The sequence below is a fragment of the Acinetobacter tianfuensis genome, assembly GCF_003611465.1.
Classification (GTDB): Bacteria; Pseudomonadota; Gammaproteobacteria; order Pseudomonadales; family Moraxellaceae; genus Acinetobacter; species Acinetobacter tianfuensis.
Genome location: NZ_RAXV01000022.1, coordinates 31,448 through 50,682 on the forward strand (window position 1 = coordinate 31,448; position 19,235 = coordinate 50,682).

Below are 19,235 nucleotides of genomic sequence, written 5' to 3' on the forward strand. Positions count from 1 at the left end.
TATATACAACCCGCCCAATCGATCATGTCCCCCAAAAAGAGGACATCTTTCATAGAAAATGCCAGATTGGCTGACACACTAGGCCTGCATAAACATAGCAAATAACTGATTTTTAAAATTGATTCCAAGCTTATCAAAAGCACGGTTGCGGTAGGTTTTAATTGTCGATTCTTTTAATGCCATAGCGGCTGCAATCCCTGCATAACTCAGCCCTTTTAAAATGAGAGCGCAAACTTCAACTTCTTGCGGAGTCAATAAAGGCTGTCTTTTTAATAATTGTATTTTAAAATCGGGCTGTATCTGTAAAGCCAAGTGCCCCTGTATGAGCTTAGACAGTGCAGGAATCATTTGCTCAAAGTTGGCTAGCTCTAAGTCAGAATAAAACCCCTGCTCTTTATGCCGATAAAGATTGAATAAAATAGGATGGTTATTTTCATCCCGATAAAAACCGCATAAGCGCTGAATCAAATCATTCTGTTCATAAATTTCACGCCGATAAGGTGAAAATATAATGTCATCTGCACAGACCTGCCCCGTGAGTGTCTGATTTTGCTTCAGTTCTTGAGTCGCTAAGTTTTGATATAAATCATCATATACATGAAATCGCTGCACATAAGATTGTCCGCAATGAAAAGGCACATTGTGATGATCATTATGTGTTCCGCACAGCAGCAGGCTGGGTTTGCTGTTTTTTACGCGTAAAATAGAAAAATGCTTTGCATCTATCCATTCGGCTAAATATGCTAAAAAAGTGGATTCGAACTCTGGCCGCCCCATTAAGGCAACCAAACCAATAAAATTAGAAAAGTTTATATTTTCATTCATCACTTTAATCCTTTAAGTGATATCCATAAGCCCTGCAGCTCAAAATTTACAGCCCGAATCACACAATATATTTATATGCTAGCTTTATCCAGCCTTTAGCTATCGGCAATGGCCAAAAAACTATTGCTTAAACTCCATGCATTAAATGATGCAGTCTAAATAAAAGTTCTTCTCAGCTTTTCGCTAAAATTCCAAAACCTAGATGATAAACCCACTGAGGGATTTCATCGTCATAAATCGCTAAAGATATTTTACAGCCGTCTTGCACTGCAATGCCTTGCTCTGAACACAGCACCGTCAATTGCTCAGGAGCTAAATTTAACCATGCATTATCAGGCGCAAGCTCCCTATCAAAATAAACAGTTTTACATTGCTGTTCATATTGACCTGTTTGAAAATTGAGTTCTTTTTGGTTTTCAGGATAATGAAAAATCATCAGCTCATCATCTTGATAATCAAAGCTATACACTTCTTTCTTTTGATAAGCACGTAAACAGGTATCTTTATAAATCTGCTCTTGCATTAAATCCGAATGCACTTGAACATTGGAAAACTTTTGATCTCCTGAAGATGCAAAATATTCCTCATTAAATTCTTGGATTTGCTCATCATCAAACTTGGCAAAAGCACAATATTGCATATCAAAACGCAATCGTGCATCAATCACCAAAGTATTTTCTTCTGACCAAGGCAAAAGTTTGGCTAAATCTTGTGTTTTATAGCGTTCTTCGGCATCTGCATAGCCCTCATAACCAGGACGTGTAAAAGCAAAGGCTTTACGATTATTTTCTTTATTTTGACAATAACGATAATTAAATTGCGGAATCACAATATTGGGCTGTTTAACAGCATTTAAACGATGACGATTGACCCGTCCTGCGGTTTGTACAATCGATTGAACACTCGACGCATCAATCACAGCCCAATCAAAATCATGATCTCGCCCAACTTCCTCCACAGGTGTTGCAATCACAATAAAAGGAATATCTGGACTTTGGCTTTCTTTTAAAATGGTGACAATTTCATCATCTGTATAAATGTGTTCATTGCCTGTAGGGCGTTTTGTGCCTTTTTTATGCCGTGTCAGTAAAGCATCTAAACGCTGTTCTTTATAAAAGCGTGAAATTAACCAATCATTGGCATGGTAACAAGCGACTTTGGCATGCGCTAATTCTTCGGTTAAATACTTTGCTAAATGAATTGCATGTTTAATATTTGCGACACGAATCAGTCCAAAAGAAATATGCTTATCGCTTTTCTTTACCGCCCAACGGTGCTGTTGATGTAAATTTTTAACCTGTTCTAAAATTACAGCTTGCCAATTTTTTACGGATGGATTGTCAATTTGAGCGAGTGCAGCCAAACGATAAGGCTGTGCTGATTTTTCTGCTAGAACTTGCTGCAAGGCATTTAAATGCTGCTGATAATGTTGGATAAAATTAAATTTTTCCTCCGTATTCACAATTTGTATCTTAGGTTTTAACTCATTATCTGCTATAGCAAGCATAAATTTTTGCGGTGTTTGATATAACGCTGCGCGCATTTCTATGCCTGACTCAAAAGCACGGTAAACACTGTCTGCTACTGTACTCGATAAAGTCGCAGAAGAACAAATCACATGGCGTCCATACATGGCAGAAAGTTGTACTAGGCGTAACACAGCCATCAAAGATTTCGGCTCATAACCATCAATTTCATCTAGAACCAAATCACTGCTCATAAGTCTAAGTAAAGCTTTTACGTGGTGACCTTGACGGTGCGGCTCGCCTGCTGCAATTAAATAATCAATCGTAGATACTAAAATTGGAGATGTTAAAACGGTTTGTGCAGTTTTATCGATGCTTTTTTTACCCTTAAAATTTTGAGTAAATAAAGGAATCAGCCACGAAGGTAAATCTTGTGTTTCACCATAAGCATCGAAGATTGGTTCTGCGAGATTTTCATCATCATCCACACCTGCATCTTGAGCATTGCGCTGATTAAATAAGCTTTGTGTGGTTTTATCTCCAATAATCACGGCAATTTCATCTTCAGATAAATTCATCGATTGCTGTAAGGCTTCACCTGTTTGCAAGGTTAAAGAACGTAAATTGAGAGCAATCGCAATACGCGGATCATGGGGTCTTAAAGTACAAGCTGCGCGCAAATTCATACGGGTTTTACCGCTGCCTGTCCCTGCAATATTCAGCATTAAACAGGGTACATCTGGGGTTTTATTGATTTGTTTTTGCAGTGCATTGGCGACATGGTTTTGCCATAAAAATCGATTTTCGGTAGATGCCTGACAAATATATTCAACGGTTTGCTCACTCAATCCCGATAAATTTAAATCTGTCAGCATTTTTGCGGCGATATAGGCAGATCGATCTCCCACTTGCTGTAAGTGCCAATCTAAAGGCTGATCTTGTGTTTTTTCTATTTTACCTTGCAGATTTTTCTTATATTTTGTATTGGCAAATAAATGGATATTTTCAGGCAAAGACTCAGAAAATTGTTCTGCTGAAACAATATGATCTGCATGAATCAGTGCTGCACGCGCATGTAGAGACAATGCTTTCCAATAGAGTGTATTGTCTTTGGCAAATTCCGTCTGTTTGGCCAAGCGATCCATCCGATGGCGATGGCTTTTAAAAATACTTTCCGGCAAATCGCCTGCACAAGTGATTTGCTCCGCTGACGGTAAAGGATCTCGCACATGCAAAGAAGAAGCATAATGTTTATCCCCCAATAAACCATGATGTGTGACAACCAAATAATCAACCGCTTCTAATTCATTTTGTAAGAAGGTTTTTTTAACATCTTCCCGATGCCCTAAACTTAAATGATCTATTTTACGATCAATTTTTTCCCACGCTTGCTGCCACTGCCAATCATTGGCACGCATGGCTTGTAAGAGTTTTAATGATAGCCACTCATGCCGAATTTGGTCTTTAACTTTTTGCCCTGCCATTTTTGGGCTCAGTTTGCGCTGGAAATGTTTAGACGCTTTACCAATATCATGCACATCGCCCGCTGCCCCTGCCAATAAGCTCGCTGCTTTTATCCATTCAGGAATTTGCAATTGTTTTTGCTGTTTTTGGGTTGATGCGACAGGATATGCCCCTGTTAAATTAAATTTATGTTTTGAACCAACCACCCACACCAATTTCATTCTGCGCATGCCGTAATTGACATAAGCCGCTACAGCTGTTTGCCGAGTTGCAGTACGTTTTAATGCCATACGGATTTCTTTTAAACCCTCCATGGTCATAGGCACTTGCCAAGAACTTTGCCCTGTACGGATGGCATAGCTGTCTAATATCGCACGCGTCTTTTTTAAGGCTTTTTTTTCACAGGCAGAGATCAATATCGTGTACATAATTAAAATTATAAATTTAGACAAGCTATTGTTTAGCACATAAATACTTGTAATTAAAAATATTTAGCGACACAAGTTGACACAGGAAATCATATTTAAAAATTTGCGACAACTTATGTCGTCTCGATTAATTATCACTCTATTCTTAGTATATTGTTTATGCTAAAACAGAACCATTAAAGATATTTCATAACAAATACATAGATTTAACTAGAGATTAAAGATGACTTCCGAAACAACAGATCAGGATATTTATCAGCAAACCCTTGCTGAGTCTGTCCATTTTAGCGTTAAAACCATCAATTCTAATATTGAAAAAGGCGGTATCCGTGTCTCAAAGGATCAAACTTTAGATTTGCCTTATATTTCTACCCGTACCCTACTCGCAGATCAATTACTTGTCCCTACTGACTACCAAGCCAATGCAGGAAAAACTGCGACATTATTTAAAGTGGTCAAAGCTGCTCAGCTTGATGAAGATTTATCCGAAATGGATGATGAATTTAAAAATCATGTAAATCAGCTTAAACCTCACTTTAAAACTGCATTACAAAAATCATTTTCTACAGGTTTAGACCATATTGATATTCGGATGCGTCAATTGCTGATTCCTCAAAAAGATGACTGTTATATTTCACTGAGCCCATTATCAGCCGCTGGCGTAAATTTGCTGTTAAATGCCGAAGTAGACCGCTTAAAAGAACAGCGTAAAACCGAAGGACAACAATCTCAGCTACGAAATATTAAAACAGCCGTTTTGGGGATTGGCGGATCAAATCCGCAAAATGTCGGCAGTTTAGTGCGTGCAATGCAGCGCCCAATTGTCGTTTCTGCACCTACGATCAATCCTCAAGAAAAATTAGCTTTTCAATATTTCTATAAAGGTTTTGAGTATGAGATTTCAAGTGCTTATATCAACCGTGCGCTTTATATTGAACTGACACAATATGCCCAAAAACTCATTGAACAAAAGCAACTCAGTCATGATCTTGGTTTCAATGACATTGGCATCCATGCGCCATTGAGCAATATGGATACCCGTGCCGAAGAAATCGATACATTAAAGATGATTGTTGAAAATGTTTTAGCTCAAGGTCAAGATATTCTTGAAATTTTAAAGACTATCGAAAAACAATTGCCCTCACGTGAAGATTTAGAACGTGATTCTTTGTGGAGTCATCCGAGTGTTTCAGTTCTGACACAAGGTTTAATTAATCCCGAATTACAACAATATGAAGATTGGCAAATTGTATTTGCTGATCATTTGGCTAAGAAAATTACCCAGCATCCTTATTGGGATAAAAACGGCGAGAAAAGTGAAATTTCACTGTCGGAAGCAGATGCTAAAACTTTCTTATCACGTCGTATTCAGGAGTTACTCAAATGAGCCGTTTTATTGTCATTCCCTATATTAAAGTACAAGCGGCGAATTTTGTCAGTAATGGTTTGCTGATGGGCGGTGCGCCTTTAATGGCTGCTGCAATGTTTAGTCATCATTTAGCGCGCCAACTTGAATGTGAAGATGAAGGTTTTCATTATATTCATCACGATATGCAAGGTTTAGGCGGTGAAGCTTACGGACGTTTTACCCCTGCACAGCGTCGCGGGGCAACTTTTATTGGGAAAACTGACTATTCATCTAAAAATAAATATGCGCTGTCCTTACAGCCAACAGCAAGCTGCCATTTACTCTTTAGTTTGGTGTTACAAGTCGATGAATCATCACCTGATATAGATACATTAATTGATGTACTCAAACGCAGTAAATTTGCAGGCGGTTCTATTTTAGAGTTTGGGCAAATCCAAGTACTTAAAAATTTAAAAAAGGCATTGCGGCAAATTAGTTCGGGTTTCCTTATTCGTGATCGTCATGATTTACTCGAAAATTATCAAAAAGCTTATCAAGTCAATCGTTTGCAGGCATTCACACAGCTGCTTGCCTATAAAGCCCAAGATAAACAGAGCGATGTTCCCCGTTTGGCTTTATTACCTACAGAACGCTTGGAATGGTTATCTGCCACCACTTTAGGTTATGCCCTATTAGAGCAACCTACTGCTGAACGCTCAGGCATTCGCCATGCAGATGATCAAGAAGAAACAGCGCATGCTTATGCCGAACCCTTAACAGGCTTAATCGACTATTTATCTTTAAACCATGTTTTATCTGAAATTGAAAAAGAAGATTCTGACTACCCTGATGACTATTTAGCAGAACTGCAATGGTCACATGGCTGGCTTCAAGATGATGTTTTTTTATTGCAGCAAAATCAAAACTCAGACAATTAATTGATACTTTATAGGAATAATCTTCATGTCTAAAATTGAAAACTTTAAAAAACTGCCGGGCAGTCTTTCATTACAACGCGGCACCTTAATTAGTGATGCAGCTTTTTATCATTTACACGCAGATGGTACTGAAGAGGTTTTGCAGGTGATGTATCACGGTATTCGCGGTACACAAAACGTGGCAGGCAATAAAGCCAAAGGCGCTGCTGCAGGTAATTCTACTGCACGCGAAGTATCCAATATTCAAATGACTGAATCGGCGAAACTATTTCCAAATACCCAATTATTGGTGAAATGGGATTTACGTTTTATTGATTTACAGCATATTTTATTTGCTGCCGCTACCAAAGCAGGTGCAGACAAACAAGATGAAAAGGATTTCCGCCAAGGTTTTAAAAATTTTGTCGAAAAAGCCAAAGAAAGTGAAGGTATTCAGGAAGTTGCTCGCCGTTATGTGCGTAATATTGTCAATGGACGCTGGTTGTGGCGTAACCGTGTGATTGCAGAAAATATTGTCATTAAAGTGAGTAAAACTAAGGTGCATGACAATAGCCAAACGGTAAAAGGCTACGAAGAAATTGCCCAATTTAATGCACTTGATTACGGTTTAAAATCGTTTGCAGATGTGTCGGCGGACGAACAAAAAATTGCTGATATTATTGTCAAAGGTATGCAAGGCGATGTGAGTTCAGGTTTACATATTGAAGCGATTTTAGATTTTGGTATGGGTGCAGTTGAAGTATTTCCATCACAAAACTATTTAGAAGATAAACCGAAAGGTTTCTCTCGTTCATTGTATCAACTCAATCCTAAAAAACCGAATAAGCAAGCGAGTGATAATCAATTTTTAGGGCAAGCCGCGATTCGTGATCAGAAAATTGGCAATGCGCTGCGTACCATTGATACGTGGTATCCCGAATTTGTTGAAAATGATGAAAAACCAATTCCTATTGAGCCAAATGGTGCCAGTTTAGATGCACAGCAATTTTTCCGTGTAGGTAAAGAAAAGGTTTCAGGTTTTGATATTTTAAAAGAAATCCGCACTTTAGATCCAAACAGCGAAAAAGGCATGTTCCTCATCGCTTGTTTAATCCGTGGCGGCGTTTACTCCGAGGGAGAGTAAGCATGCAAGCAAATTACTATCTGGATATTCATATTATGGATAGCGCAGATGATGGCGAGCTTACCCTCGCCCATCTTCGTAACCAAATTTACAGCATTTTGCATGGCGTATTTCGGGAGATTCCCAATACCTTTGCTTTAGCACTCGAAATATCTGCTAAGCAAAAAGCAAAAATGCGTAAAAAAGAGCTGAAGTATCATGCCCCTGTTTTGCCACAATATGATGTATTGCGTATTTTTGCAGCAGAACAAAACTCACTTGAGCAATTAATTGAGAGAATTAAAGGACATTGGAAAGTACGAGATTATGCAATTTTAAATCATCCGACTGCGGTACCCACTGCAAAAGTGACAGGCTATAAATCTTATTTCCGTTTTCGTATTCCAACCTTAAAAACCGAGCGCAATGCCGCCGAAAAGACTGAAAGCCGTAATGCAAGACGCCTTAAAGAAGCGAAAAAAATGCCATATTTTAAGGTGTCTAGTCAAAGTACAGGGCAAGGTTTTACGGTGAATATCGAAATTTTAGATGTTGATTTAAATCATCCTCACTATGGTTTACCTGAAAATTATACAAATCCTGACAACCCTCATGTGAAGGATTTAAACGGTTTACCTGATAGTTATGGTTTAGCACGTAAGCAACAGGCATTTTCCCTTCCTGTATTTGAAGTCATTTAAAAGGATATAAAATGAGTGATCTCCGTCAGCAACGCAGTCGTGCGTTAATGCTTTCAAAACGTGCCTGTGTATTTTATTTAGAACGGGTTAAAGTGGTTTTGAAGGATGATCGGATTGTGTATCTGACGGACAGCTTACAGCCTGTTGAACATTTTTATAATATTCCCGAAAAAAACACCGCTTTTTTACTTTTGGGCAAAGGCAGTTCGATTACCGATGCTGCAGCTCGCCGCTTAGCAGAATCTAATGTGATGGTTGGATTTTGCGGTTCAGGAGGTTCTCCCCTATTTTCCGCCTTAGATTTAACGTTTCTGGCACCGCAAAGTGAATATCGTCCAACGGAATATATGCAAATTTGGATGAAAGCATGGCTGCAAGATGATGTTCGGCTTTTAATGGCCAAAGTTTTACTGTTAGAGCGTATTTCTATTGTAGAAACGAGTTGGAAAAAAAATATTACCTTGATTCAGCACGGGATTACCCTTGATTCCGTTGCTAAGCAGCGTTTTCAGCAAGAAATTGAAAATGCCAATAATCAAACTGAATTATTGGCAGCAGAAGGCCGATGGGCAAAATCGTTATATAAAAATTTAGCGGCGGGATTTAATTTTGAGTTTAATCGTGAAGAAGGCAAAGCCTCGCATGATTCTATGCGGGATATTGCCAATAATTATTTAGATCATGGCAATTATATTGCTTATGGTTATGCTGCGGTCACGTTAAACGGTATGGGGATTAGTTTTGCTCTACCTATTTTACATGGCAAAACTCGCCGTGGCGGTTTAGTTTTTGATATTGCTGATTTAGTGAAGGACGCTTTTGTCATGCCTCAAGCTTTTGCATCGGCAAAATTTGGGCATAATCAAAAAGAATTTCGTATGCAGTTGATTGAAACTTGCCAAGATAATGATGTCTTGGATTACATGTTTAACTTCATTTCTGAAGCATGTCAAAAAATCAAATAATTTCAATCGGTTAAATCTTAATTATTTTTTAATCTATTTTTATTCTTTAAAAGCTTATATCATTATTATCTAGAGATTTTTTCATTAAAATCTCTAGTTTGCCATCTCATAGATGGTTTAGAAGTGAATGGGAAATTGTTGCAACACAATAAACATGTTTGCCATCTCATAGATGGTTTAGAAGAATGCTGTTGATGAAGATAAACCCATCACTGTGTTTGCCATCTCATAGATGGTTTAGAAGTCAAGGGCTTTAAATATCTCTGAATTGGCTTTGTTTGCCATCTCATAGATGGTTTAGAAGTTTCAGCCGTACCATCCGGCGGATCAATTACGGTTTGCCATCTCATAGATGGTTTAGAAGATTATCATTCCACGGTGTTGATGGTGTGTAGTGTTTGCCATCTCATAGATGGTTTAGAAGAGCCAAAAATATTGATCAAATGGACATGAAGAGTTTGCCATCTCATAGATGGTTTAGAAGGTACAGTCAGCAAGGCACTTTGATGACGAACAGTTTGCCATCTCATAGATGGTTTAGAAGCATTTCGCGCATGATGTCGTTTTCTTCTTTTAGTTTGCCATCTCATAGATGGTTTAGAAGCTTTATCAAATTCCTGCAATTCAATCAGATAAGTTTGCCATCTCATAGATGGTTTAGAAGATTTCAATATGGAAAAGCGCTTTTTCAGAGTCGTTTGCCATCTCATAGATGGTTTAGAAGATCCGGGTTCAGGCAAGTCTATTTTTGCTAGAGTTTGCCATCTCATAGATGGTTTAGAAGAACAACAACAGGCGGAACTGCAGAACGTCCTGGTTTGCCATCTCATAGATGGTTTAGAAGTTATGAAGCCCTCCCAAGTGATTACACAGATAGTTTGCCATCTCATAGATGGTTTAGAAGAATGTCCATAATCTCTTCTTTTCTTTTTTTATGTTTGCCATCTCATAGATGGTTTAGAAGTTCAACTCATAACCAATGCGAGCAAAAATATCGTTTGCCATCTCATAGATGGTTTAGAAGAGCACATCGAGATCGACGCATATCGGAAGATGGTTTGCCATCTCATAGATGGTTTAGAAGGTTAAAACTTGTTATATTCGTAATCATATTACGTTTGCCATCTCATAGATGGTTTAGAAGATGTTTAAATCTTTAATTTCTTCCTGAAAAGGGTTTGCCATCTCATAGATGGTTTAGAAGAGCCACTCAATTTTTTGATGATCTTAATGGTCGTTTGCCATCTCATAGATGGTTTAGAAGTGTCTCTCTAGTAGGTGCAACTGAATGGGAAAGTTTGCCATCTCATAGATGGTTTAGAAGTAGTTAAATCGCTGAATAAGACTTTGGCTAATGTTTGCCATCTCATAGATGGTTTAGAAGTGCATACGGCGCAATAAACTTTTCTTTAAATTGTTTGCCATCTCATAGATGGTTTAGAAGACTTTCAGGTTGCACAGCGCATTCAATCTCAAGTTTGCCATCTCATAGATGGTTTAGAAGCCAACATGCCGACCCATTCAGCGATATTTTCAGTTTGCCATCTCATAGATGGTTTAGAAGACTTTAATTTGACGACCCGCAGCCGTTGGCGTGTTTGCCATCTCATAGATGGTTTAGAAGCTTGGTTGAATCAAACTGCATTGCGGCAGCAAGTTTGCCATCTCATAGATGGTTTAGAAGAAGTTAACTTTCATTTGTTGTGACATTTTTTAGTTTGCCATCTCATAGATGGTTTAGAAGATAACAGCATTTAACTCTTCAATACTTTGTGTGTTTGCCATCTCATAGATGGTTTAGAAGTGAATTTAGCTCAAGTCAGCTTAAAGACATTCGTTTGCCATCTCATAGATGGTTTAGAAGATTTACGAAATTCTTCATATTCAGCAAGTTCAGTTTGCCATCTCATAGATGGTTTAGAAGTAAATGCTGGATTGTAGGAGCACGGCCACCACGTTTGCCATCTCATAGATGGTTTAGAAGATTGAACGATCCCAATTGATTTGAGACGTTTTGTTTGCCATCTCATAGATGGTTTAGAAGAGTGGCAAACTGAAATCAGATATTTCATCTGTGTTTGCCATCTCATAGATGGTTTAGAAGAAAACCCAAGTACATCAATCTCTGCACTTCGTGTTTGCCATCTCATAGATGGTTTAGAAGAATCTGAGATCATTTTACCCAAGCATTATCTGGTTTGCCATCTCATAGATGGTTTAGAAGTACGGCCAGATCGTTGGCAAATTGGGTCAACCGTTTGCCATCTCATAGATGGTTTAGAAGTCAATGCTTCCGCGAGTAAGAATTGCACCGAAGTTTGCCATCTCATAGATGGTTTAGAAGTGCAAAGATATTGCAGGGACACAATGTATACGGTTTGCCATCTCATAGATGGTTTAGAAGTCATGATGAAATTTCCAAGCCATCTTAGTAAAGTTTGCCATCTCATAGATGGTTTAGAAGATCGGTAAAGTATGAGGTTCGCCATTCTTTGGGTTTGCCATCTCATAGATGGTTTAGAAGTGACAACTTAGCGTACATTCTGTCTGGTAAAAGTTTGCCATCTCATAGATGGTTTAGAAGAGCGTAGTGTGAGTCAGGTAAGTCAGCCAGCTGTTTGCCATCTCATAGATGGTTTAGAAGTTCAACAATTGGGGCAAGAGAGAACTTGCCGCGTTTGCCATCTCATAGATGGTTTAGAAGTCACTTGGAAAAAATCATTGATGAACTTGTGGGTTTGCCATCTCATAGATGGTTTAGAAGAAGCGATTGAAGCCAAGCTTTCAAATGAGCGTGTTTGCCATCTCATAGATGGTTTAGAAGAATGTGGTTCATATTTGGCACGTTCTGCACGTGTTTGCCATCTCATAGATGGTTTAGAAGATTCATTTTTGCCAAGCCTGCAGCAACATAGTGTTTGCCATCTCATAGATGGTTTAGAAGTGATGCGCGATACTCTGGCAACACATAAAGCCGTTTGCCATCTCATAGATGGTTTAGAAGACGACTTAAGACTTTCATTGGCAGCATCTGCTGTTTGCCATCTCATAGATGGTTTAGAAGTACTTCAATTAGCTGATGCAATATTTCACTGTGTTTGCCATCTCATAGATGGTTTAGAAGAAAGCGTTTTACCATGACCCTTTTTACCTGTAGTTTGCCATCTCATAGATGGTTTAGAAGAATTTGTCAATTCGCTGAAAAATGGTCATTTGGTTTGCCATCTCATAGATGGTTTAGAAGGAATAAATATAAGTATTTACAGGGTCAGTGACGTTTGCCATCTCATAGATGGTTTAGAAGTGAAAACGGCAAAAACAAAGGCGTAGCAACGGGTTTGCCATCTCATAGATGGTTTAGAAGTTTCGTCAAGCTCATTGAGATTGATTTCAACCGTTTGCCATCTCATAGATGGTTTAGAAGCATAACTTAGCTAAGTATTGGTTTGCTGTTTTGTTTGCCATCTCATAGATGGTTTAGAAGTGCGACATAATTTCCGCGCGGTTTGCTTCAGTGTTTGCCATCTCATAGATGGTTTAGAAGGCAGAACAACCTTTTTTTATTTTCAGGAGAATGTTTGCCATCTCATAGATGGTTTAGAAGTCCGCCACCACCGCGACAAAATTCTTGGATGGGTTTGCCATCTCATAGATGGTTTAGAAGGTAGACCGCATCCAGCTTGTATTTTGCTGATTGTTTGCCATCTCATAGATGGTTTAGAAGCAATTGATAGCCCACTGCCTGAAATACAGCATGTTTGCCATCTCATAGATGGTTTAGAAGAGTTATCGAGCATGAAATTGATGGTGAATTACGTTTGCCATCTCATAGATGGTTTAGAAGTTCTCAAGTAAACCACAAACCCAACCGGAGGAGTTTGCCATCTCATAGATGGTTTAGAAGAATCCAGTCCTGCGCCAAATCTCATAAATAATGTTTGCCATCTCATAGATGGTTTAGAAGAGCTTACGATCCGAATGCTGTAGATGAAGATAGTTTGCCATCTCATAGATGGTTTAGAAGTGAAAAAGGTAAAAACAAAGGTGTTCCAGTTGGTTTGCCATCTCATAGATAGTTTAGAAAAATTTGCTGCTTCATAGCATAGAATGTCACGATATTTTTTGACAGATTACGTTTATTTTACTATCAAACTTTTAATGCAAAACAAACTTTATAAACCCAAAAAACATCGTGACAGTATCGTCAGCCAAACATTTACGCAGCTAAACGCTCAGCAATTGGCACAACTTTACGCAGTTCAGGGCCTGTATAATCCGCACTTGGACGAATAATACGGTTGTCTGCACGTTGCTCCATCACGTGTGCAGCCCAGCCTGTTACACGTGACATCACGAAAATTGGGGTGAACAGTTTAGTCGCGATGTCCATGAAGTGATATGCAGAAGCGTGGAAGAAGTCAGCATTACAGAATAATTTCTTCTCACGCCACATCACTTCTTCACAACGTACAGAAACTGGGTAAAGTACTGTATCGCCTACGTCTTTTGCGAGTTTTTCAGACCAGATTTTGATGATGCCATTACGTGGATCATTGTCTTTATAGATCGCATGGCCAAAGCCCATGATCTTTTCTTTGCGTTCCAGTTTGCCCAACATTTCACGTTCAGCTTCTTCTGGAGACGTCCAGTTTTCAATCATTTCCATCGCAGCTTCGTTGGCACCGCCATGTAATGGACCACGAAGTGAACCAATTGCGCCTGTGATGCATGAATGCATATCTGAAAGTGTTGATGCACATACACGTGCTGTGAATGTCGATGCATTAAATTCATGTTCCGCATACAGAATTAACGATACATTCATCACTTGTTCATGCAATTCGTTTGGTTTTTCGCCACGCAGTAAATGCAGGAATTGCGCACCAATTGAATCGTCATCTGTATTTTCTTCTACACGTACACCGTCATGGCTGAAACGGTACCAGTAGCAAATGATAGCAGGCAATGTTGCCAAAATACGGTCAGCTACATCTTGTTGTTCTTCAAACGATTTTTCAGTTTCTAAGTTACCGAGCATCGACACACCGGTACGCATGACATCCATCGGGTGTGAATCTGCAGGAATGCGTTCCAATACTTCTTTCAATGCTTGTGGCAACTGGCGAAGGGATTTGAGTTTCGCTTTATAGGCAGCCAGCTGTTCTGCTGTTGGTAATTCACCAAAGAAAATTAAATAAGCCACTTCTTCGAACTGGCAGTTTTCTGCCAAGTCTTGCACGTCATAACCACGATAAGTAAGGCCTGCACCGCTTTTACCAACTGTAGAAAGTGCGGTTTTACCTGCCACTTGTCCGCGCAAACCAGCGCCAGTAAGTACTTTTCCTTCAGCCATTTTTCAATGCTCCATTTTGAACTATTTATTTAAACAATTTATCCAAAGTATTTTCAAACGTATGATAATCAAGGAACTCGTAAAGTTCTTTACGTTGTTGCATCTGATCCAATACGTTGACTTGCGTACCATTTTCACGAATAGAGCGCATCACTCCCAACGCTGCTTTCTGCATGGCACGTGTAGCAGAGAGTGGATAAAGCACCATTGAAATGCCTTGTTCCCCCAACTCATCGACCGTGTAATATGGTGTATCGCCAAATTCGGTAATGTTAGCCAAAACAGGGACACCTACTGCATCGCAAACCGTTTTATACATGGTGATGTCAGTCATGGCTTCGGCAAAGATTGCATCAGCACCCGCTTCTACGCATGCACATGCACGGTCAATCACCGCCTGCAAGCCTTCTTTTTGTAATGCATCGGTACGCGCCATCACCACAAAGTTTGAATCGGTTTTTGCATCTACCGCCGCTTTGATACGGTCTACCATTTCTTGCTGCGTCACAATTTCTTTGTTTGGACGGTGGCCGCAGCGTTTCTGTGCAACTTGGTCTTCAATGTGTACAGCTGCAGCGCCTGCAGCAATCATTTGCTTTACGCTGCGCGCAATGTTAAATGCGCCGCCCCAGCCTGTATCAATGTCTACAAGCAGCGGGGTATCTACCCGTTCGGTAATACGGCGGACGTCTTCTAATACGTTGTCTAAGCTGGTCATGCCTAAATCAGGTAAGCCATATGAATAGTTTGCGACACCTGCACCTGAAAGATAAATCGCTTTATAACCGACTTGTTTCGCCATCATCGCTGCATAAGCATTGACTGTACCGATAATTTGTAATGGCTGTTCCACTTCTAATGCTTGTCTAAATCTTAAACCTGCAGACGTTTGTTGTGTCATATTCCTTTCCATGAATATCTGAACTGATCAAAATTAAAGTTATGCTGGAAGCTCTTCCAGCAAAACTGAACCATACATTTCGCGTAAATCTTTTTTCAGTATTTTCCCTGTGCCGCCAACTGGAATAGCATCGACAAAAATGACTCTGTCAGGGATTTGCCATTTGGCGATTTTGTTATGATAAAAAGCTAAGACGTCTGCTTCCGAGACACTGCTCGCTGCTGCTTTTTTAGCAATCAAAATTGGTCTTTCATCCCATTTGGCATGCGATGCAGCAATCACTGCCACCAGCTCCAGCTCTGGATGGGCAATTGCAATATTTTCCAGCTCAACTGAGGAAATCCACTCACCGCCAGATTTAATTAAATCTTTAGAGCGGTCACAAATCTGCATAAAACCGTCTTCATCTAAAGTGGCAATATCCCCTGTATCAAACCAGCCATCTTCTGTCAGACTATGTTCAAATTGGTCAAAATAAGATTCTACAATCCAATGACCTTTAATTTGTAAATGCCCCGGTATTTGACCGTCTCGGACAGACTCAACCGTACATTTTTCATCATGGCAAATACGTAAGCTGACACCATATGGCGGACGGCCTTGAGCATACCGCAGCCGCAACTGCTGTGACTCATCCAGCTCACTATGCTTGGCTTTCAGCTGATTCACCACACCTAATGGGCTGGTTTCAGTCATGCCCCATGCATGAACCGTTTCACATTGAAAATCATCCTTAAATGCTTGCAGCATCGATGGCGGGCAAGCCGCGCCGCCCACAATATTCCGCACTAAACTTTGAAGTTTACTGCCCGACTGATAAGCGGCATTTAATAGCCCTTGCCAAATGGTCGGCACACCCAATGCATTGGTAACTTTATATCGGTCTATTAACTCGACTAAGCTCGCGCCATCCAGCATTGGCCCCGGTAAAACCATGCTGCAGCCGACCATTGCAGCTGAGTACGGCGTTCCCCATGCATTGACATGGAACATTGGCACAACGGGCATAATCCGATCTTGCGCCGAAAAATGGAACGAATCTGGCAGGCTGGCTGCATAACTATGTAAAACTGTTGAACGGTGACTATATAAAACCCCTTTAGGGTTGCCTGTCGTTCCAGAGGTATAGCATAGCGAACTGGCCTTGCTTTCATCTAAATCGGGCCATTCAAATACATCGCTCTGCAGGGCAATCAGATCGTCATAAAATAAAACTTCAGGAAAAGCGCGCTGAATATCTTCATCATAAGCATCTAGGCAAATATATTCTTCTACATATGGAATGGAGTCTTTAATCGACAGCACGAGATTTAAAAATGTTTTATCAAAAATCAGAACCTTATCATTCGCATCATTGACAATATATTTGTGCTGCTCTGGAAAAAGTCTTGGATTAATGGTGTGGCAAACTAAACCGCTTCCTGAAATGCCGTACCACGTTTCTAAATGGCGATGGTTATTCCATGCAATCGTGGCAACACGGTCACTGACCGCTAAACCCAAAGATTGCAGTACATTTGCAAAACGTTTTGAGTTTTTTGAAATTTGCCCCCACGTTGTTTCTGTCATGGAGCCATCTGTATTTTTAGAGATAATCGCTGTATCTGCATGATACTGTGCGGCATGCTCAATAAGGCTGCTGATCAGCAGTGGCTGAAACATCATATTTCCGATCATCTAAAACATCCCTATTCACATTATTTAGACAAATTTATTAATATTCTGAGACGGCTTTTTAGCTGTCTTTAATCCTTAAATTACTCACTTTTGTGTTCTTGCATTTATCATTTCGCGACAAACACTTATCATTTGGACACATGCCGCAGATAAATCGTACAATTCCTGCAATAAAAAACCGAGATCAAATCAATGATCTCGGTTTTTTAAATAACACCATAAACTTATGCATTAAAAATTCATTTTAAAGGCCAGAGATGCAAAATCACGGTCATCTAAGACACTGAATTCATTCGAACCAAAGAAATTGGTATAAGACAATTCAGCAGTGTATTTCTGTTGATAAGTTGCAGAAACACCTGCACTGATTGCCATTTGATCTTCTTGAAAGTTTGGCCCATAGCCTTTGACATCATGTCTAAACAGCAAGCTTGGGCTCACCGTTGTTTGCGGCAGCGCATCGTTATAACTCAGCGCAGCTCTTAAACGGTAACCTGCTGACCATTCCTCAAAGAAACCTTTATCATTACAATATTTTTCATTCAAATTACGAACTTCTTCATCTGAAAGATCTCCAGTTTTAGGCGCAATACAATAGGTATTAACATCATTTGGATCATAAGCCCCAGTCGTGAGTCCGCTGCGCCCAAAGGCGCCGCTGCGTCCAAAATGATATTTATCGGTATCACCAATATGGTTCACGCCTAATTCACCGACCAAGGACAATGCGCTTGCACCCAATACATTTGGCATATTCGTCGCAGCCCCTAAGGTAAATTGAGTCACTGGCACACGTGCATAACCATTAATCCGCTGACCTAATTCAAGCGTCTCGCCGGGTGCAGTTAAAGGTGTGTCATTAAATAAAGCCTGAGCATAGACTGTATCTGTACTGTTGAAATGCAAAGGCATATTTGGCTTATAATTTAACTCACTGAAATAAGCCGTTTTGCCGACTTTGCCAGTCAGACTCAGCCCATACATTTTGATGTCTTCTGGATATACAGAAAGAATGCGCGCAGTATGATAATTTTGAGCGCCCGGCGCAGTGACAGCAATGCCGTCAAAATGCATCATGCGGCTATGATAATTGGAAAAATATGCGCCAAGTTCAGCATTATTCAGCTGCAGGATAATTTGCTTGATGGCTACGCCATACTGACCGCTATCTTTGGCATATTCACTTGGCAGCCGCGATACTGTGAAGTCTAATGGTCCATTTATCGCCTCATCCGTTGTAAAACCTGGCCCGCCAATCAATAAAGGCCCACAGTTTTCAGCAAAGACATCGGACACTTCAAAGAACGTGCCGCAGCCATCCAAAACAGAAGGTCGGAATTTAAATTGATAAAAGCCCTCGACTTTCAGTTTGTCATTTAAAGCAGATGAAAAAGAAAACATTTCTACAGGTATGATACGCTCTTTTGCGTCACCGCCGGGCCGATTCATTGCTGCATAATCTACGGCATTGACAGAGTTGATCCCGTTTTGGAAAAATTGAGATTTCCCCCAGTTCAACGCATGTTTACCTAATTTAAGTTCTAAATTTTTATTATGGTCAAAGCTAAAATTTTTCCAGATATAGGCATCCCACAAATCAATCCCTTTGAATTTTGCCAAACGCGGCCAAGTTGAATCATCAAATGAGATAAAATCGCCGCGTCCAGTTTCATAAGCATGGTCATACCAATATTTGGCGCTCAGCACAGCGCCTTGCTGCTGGCCATTCAAACGAAATTCTGTTAATCCTTTGACAATTTGTGAAATTGCATCGCCTTTTTCAAAATTGGCGCGTCCATTATCACCATTAATATCAATGCTCGTTCCTTCTTTCCCGATACTTAATGCATCTGGCCGATAGAGCAAAGCAGTGTCTGGATCTTGAGTACTCCAGCTCTGTCCAAAACTGAGGTTCGTTTTGGTTTCAAACTTCCATTGTTCATTCAAATCATAACTTTTCGCGGTGGCTGCCGACACAGCGGCAACAGTACACACCAGCATGCCTGCCTGCTGTAAACATACTGCTAATTTTTTTTGATTTAAAATATTTTTATAACTGTTCATATC

At 39.9% G+C, this 19,235-nt stretch carries 11 protein-coding genes and 1 CRISPR repeat array; of the genes, 5 read left to right on the forward strand and 6 right to left on the reverse strand.

Annotation, left to right across the window (positions count from 1 at the left end):
* Positions 1 to 78: 78 nt before the first annotated feature.
* Positions 79 to 825, reverse strand: a complete 747-nt coding sequence (locus D7V32_RS10675) for a helix-turn-helix transcriptional regulator (RefSeq protein ID WP_120402859.1) — start codon at positions 823 to 825, stop codon at positions 79 to 81.
* 172 nt (positions 826 to 997) lie between these two features.
* The gene (gene cas3f, locus D7V32_RS10680) at positions 998 to 4,183 is read right to left on the reverse strand and encodes a type I-F CRISPR-associated helicase Cas3f (protein WP_120402860.1); all 3,186 of its coding nucleotides are present in this window, start codon (positions 4,181 to 4,183) and stop codon (positions 998 to 1,000) included.
* Between the two features lie 223 nt (positions 4,184 to 4,406).
* Here cas3f and D7V32_RS10685 point away from each other — a divergent pair, with 223 nt between their 5' ends.
* From D7V32_RS10685 to cas1f, 5 genes are read left to right on the forward strand one after another with little or no spacing between them, the layout of a single operon-like run.
* The gene (locus tag D7V32_RS10685; RefSeq protein ID WP_120402861.1) at positions 4,407 to 5,570 is read left to right on the forward strand and encodes a type I-F CRISPR-associated protein Csy1; all 1,164 of its coding nucleotides are present in this window, start codon (positions 4,407 to 4,409) and stop codon (positions 5,568 to 5,570) included.
* Positions 5,567 to 6,469 carry a type I-F CRISPR-associated protein Csy2 gene (gene csy2, locus D7V32_RS10690; RefSeq protein WP_120402862.1) on the forward strand — a complete coding sequence of 301 codons (903 nt, stop codon included), beginning with the start codon at positions 5,567 to 5,569 and terminating at the stop codon, positions 6,467 to 6,469. Before D7V32_RS10685 ends, csy2 begins: the two co-directional genes overlap by 4 nt.
* Positions 6,470 to 6,503: 34 nt before the next feature.
* Positions 6,504 to 7,592, forward strand: coding sequence for a type I-F CRISPR-associated protein Csy3 (gene csy3, locus D7V32_RS10695; RefSeq protein WP_120402884.1), 1,089 nt, complete (start codon positions 6,504 to 6,506; stop codon positions 7,590 to 7,592).
* A 2-nt stretch (positions 7,593 to 7,594) separates the two neighbouring features.
* Positions 7,595 to 8,272: a type I-F CRISPR-associated endoribonuclease Cas6/Csy4 gene (locus tag D7V32_RS10700; RefSeq protein WP_120402863.1), complete on the forward strand. Its 678-nt coding sequence runs from the start codon at positions 7,595 to 7,597 to the stop codon at positions 8,270 to 8,272.
* Between the two features lie 11 nt (positions 8,273 to 8,283).
* Positions 8,284 to 9,237, forward strand: coding sequence for a type I-F CRISPR-associated endonuclease Cas1f (gene cas1f, locus D7V32_RS10705; RefSeq protein WP_120402864.1), 954 nt, complete (start codon positions 8,284 to 8,286; stop codon positions 9,235 to 9,237).
* Positions 9,238 to 9,333: 96 nt separating this feature from the next.
* A CRISPR array of direct repeats spans positions 9,334 to 13,321; the repeat unit is 28 nt; unit sequence GTTTGCCATCTCATAGATGGTTTAGAAG.
* A gap of 132 nt (positions 13,322 to 13,453) precedes the next feature.
* Here cas1f and prpC read toward each other — a convergent pair.
* The 4 genes from prpC to D7V32_RS10725 form a co-directional block, all read right to left on the reverse strand.
* Complete coding sequence (gene prpC / locus D7V32_RS10710; RefSeq protein ID WP_120402865.1) at positions 13,454 to 14,590, reverse strand: bifunctional 2-methylcitrate synthase/citrate synthase; 1,137 nt, start codon at positions 14,588 to 14,590, stop codon at positions 13,454 to 13,456.
* A gap of 25 nt (positions 14,591 to 14,615) precedes the next feature.
* On the reverse strand, positions 14,616 to 15,491 hold the full coding sequence (gene prpB, locus D7V32_RS10715; protein WP_120402866.1) for a methylisocitrate lyase: 876 nt from the start codon (positions 15,489 to 15,491) through the stop codon (positions 14,616 to 14,618).
* A 39-nt stretch (positions 15,492 to 15,530) separates the two neighbouring features.
* Positions 15,531 to 17,168 carry a long-chain-fatty-acid--CoA ligase gene (locus D7V32_RS10720; protein WP_120402867.1) on the reverse strand — a complete coding sequence of 546 codons (1,638 nt, stop codon included), beginning with the start codon at positions 17,166 to 17,168 and terminating at the stop codon, positions 15,531 to 15,533.
* Between the two features lie 231 nt (positions 17,169 to 17,399).
* Positions 17,400 to 19,232, reverse strand: coding sequence for a DUF1302 domain-containing protein (locus D7V32_RS10725; RefSeq protein WP_120402868.1), 1,833 nt, complete (start codon positions 19,230 to 19,232; stop codon positions 17,400 to 17,402).
* Positions 19,233 to 19,235: the final 3 nt, after the last annotated feature.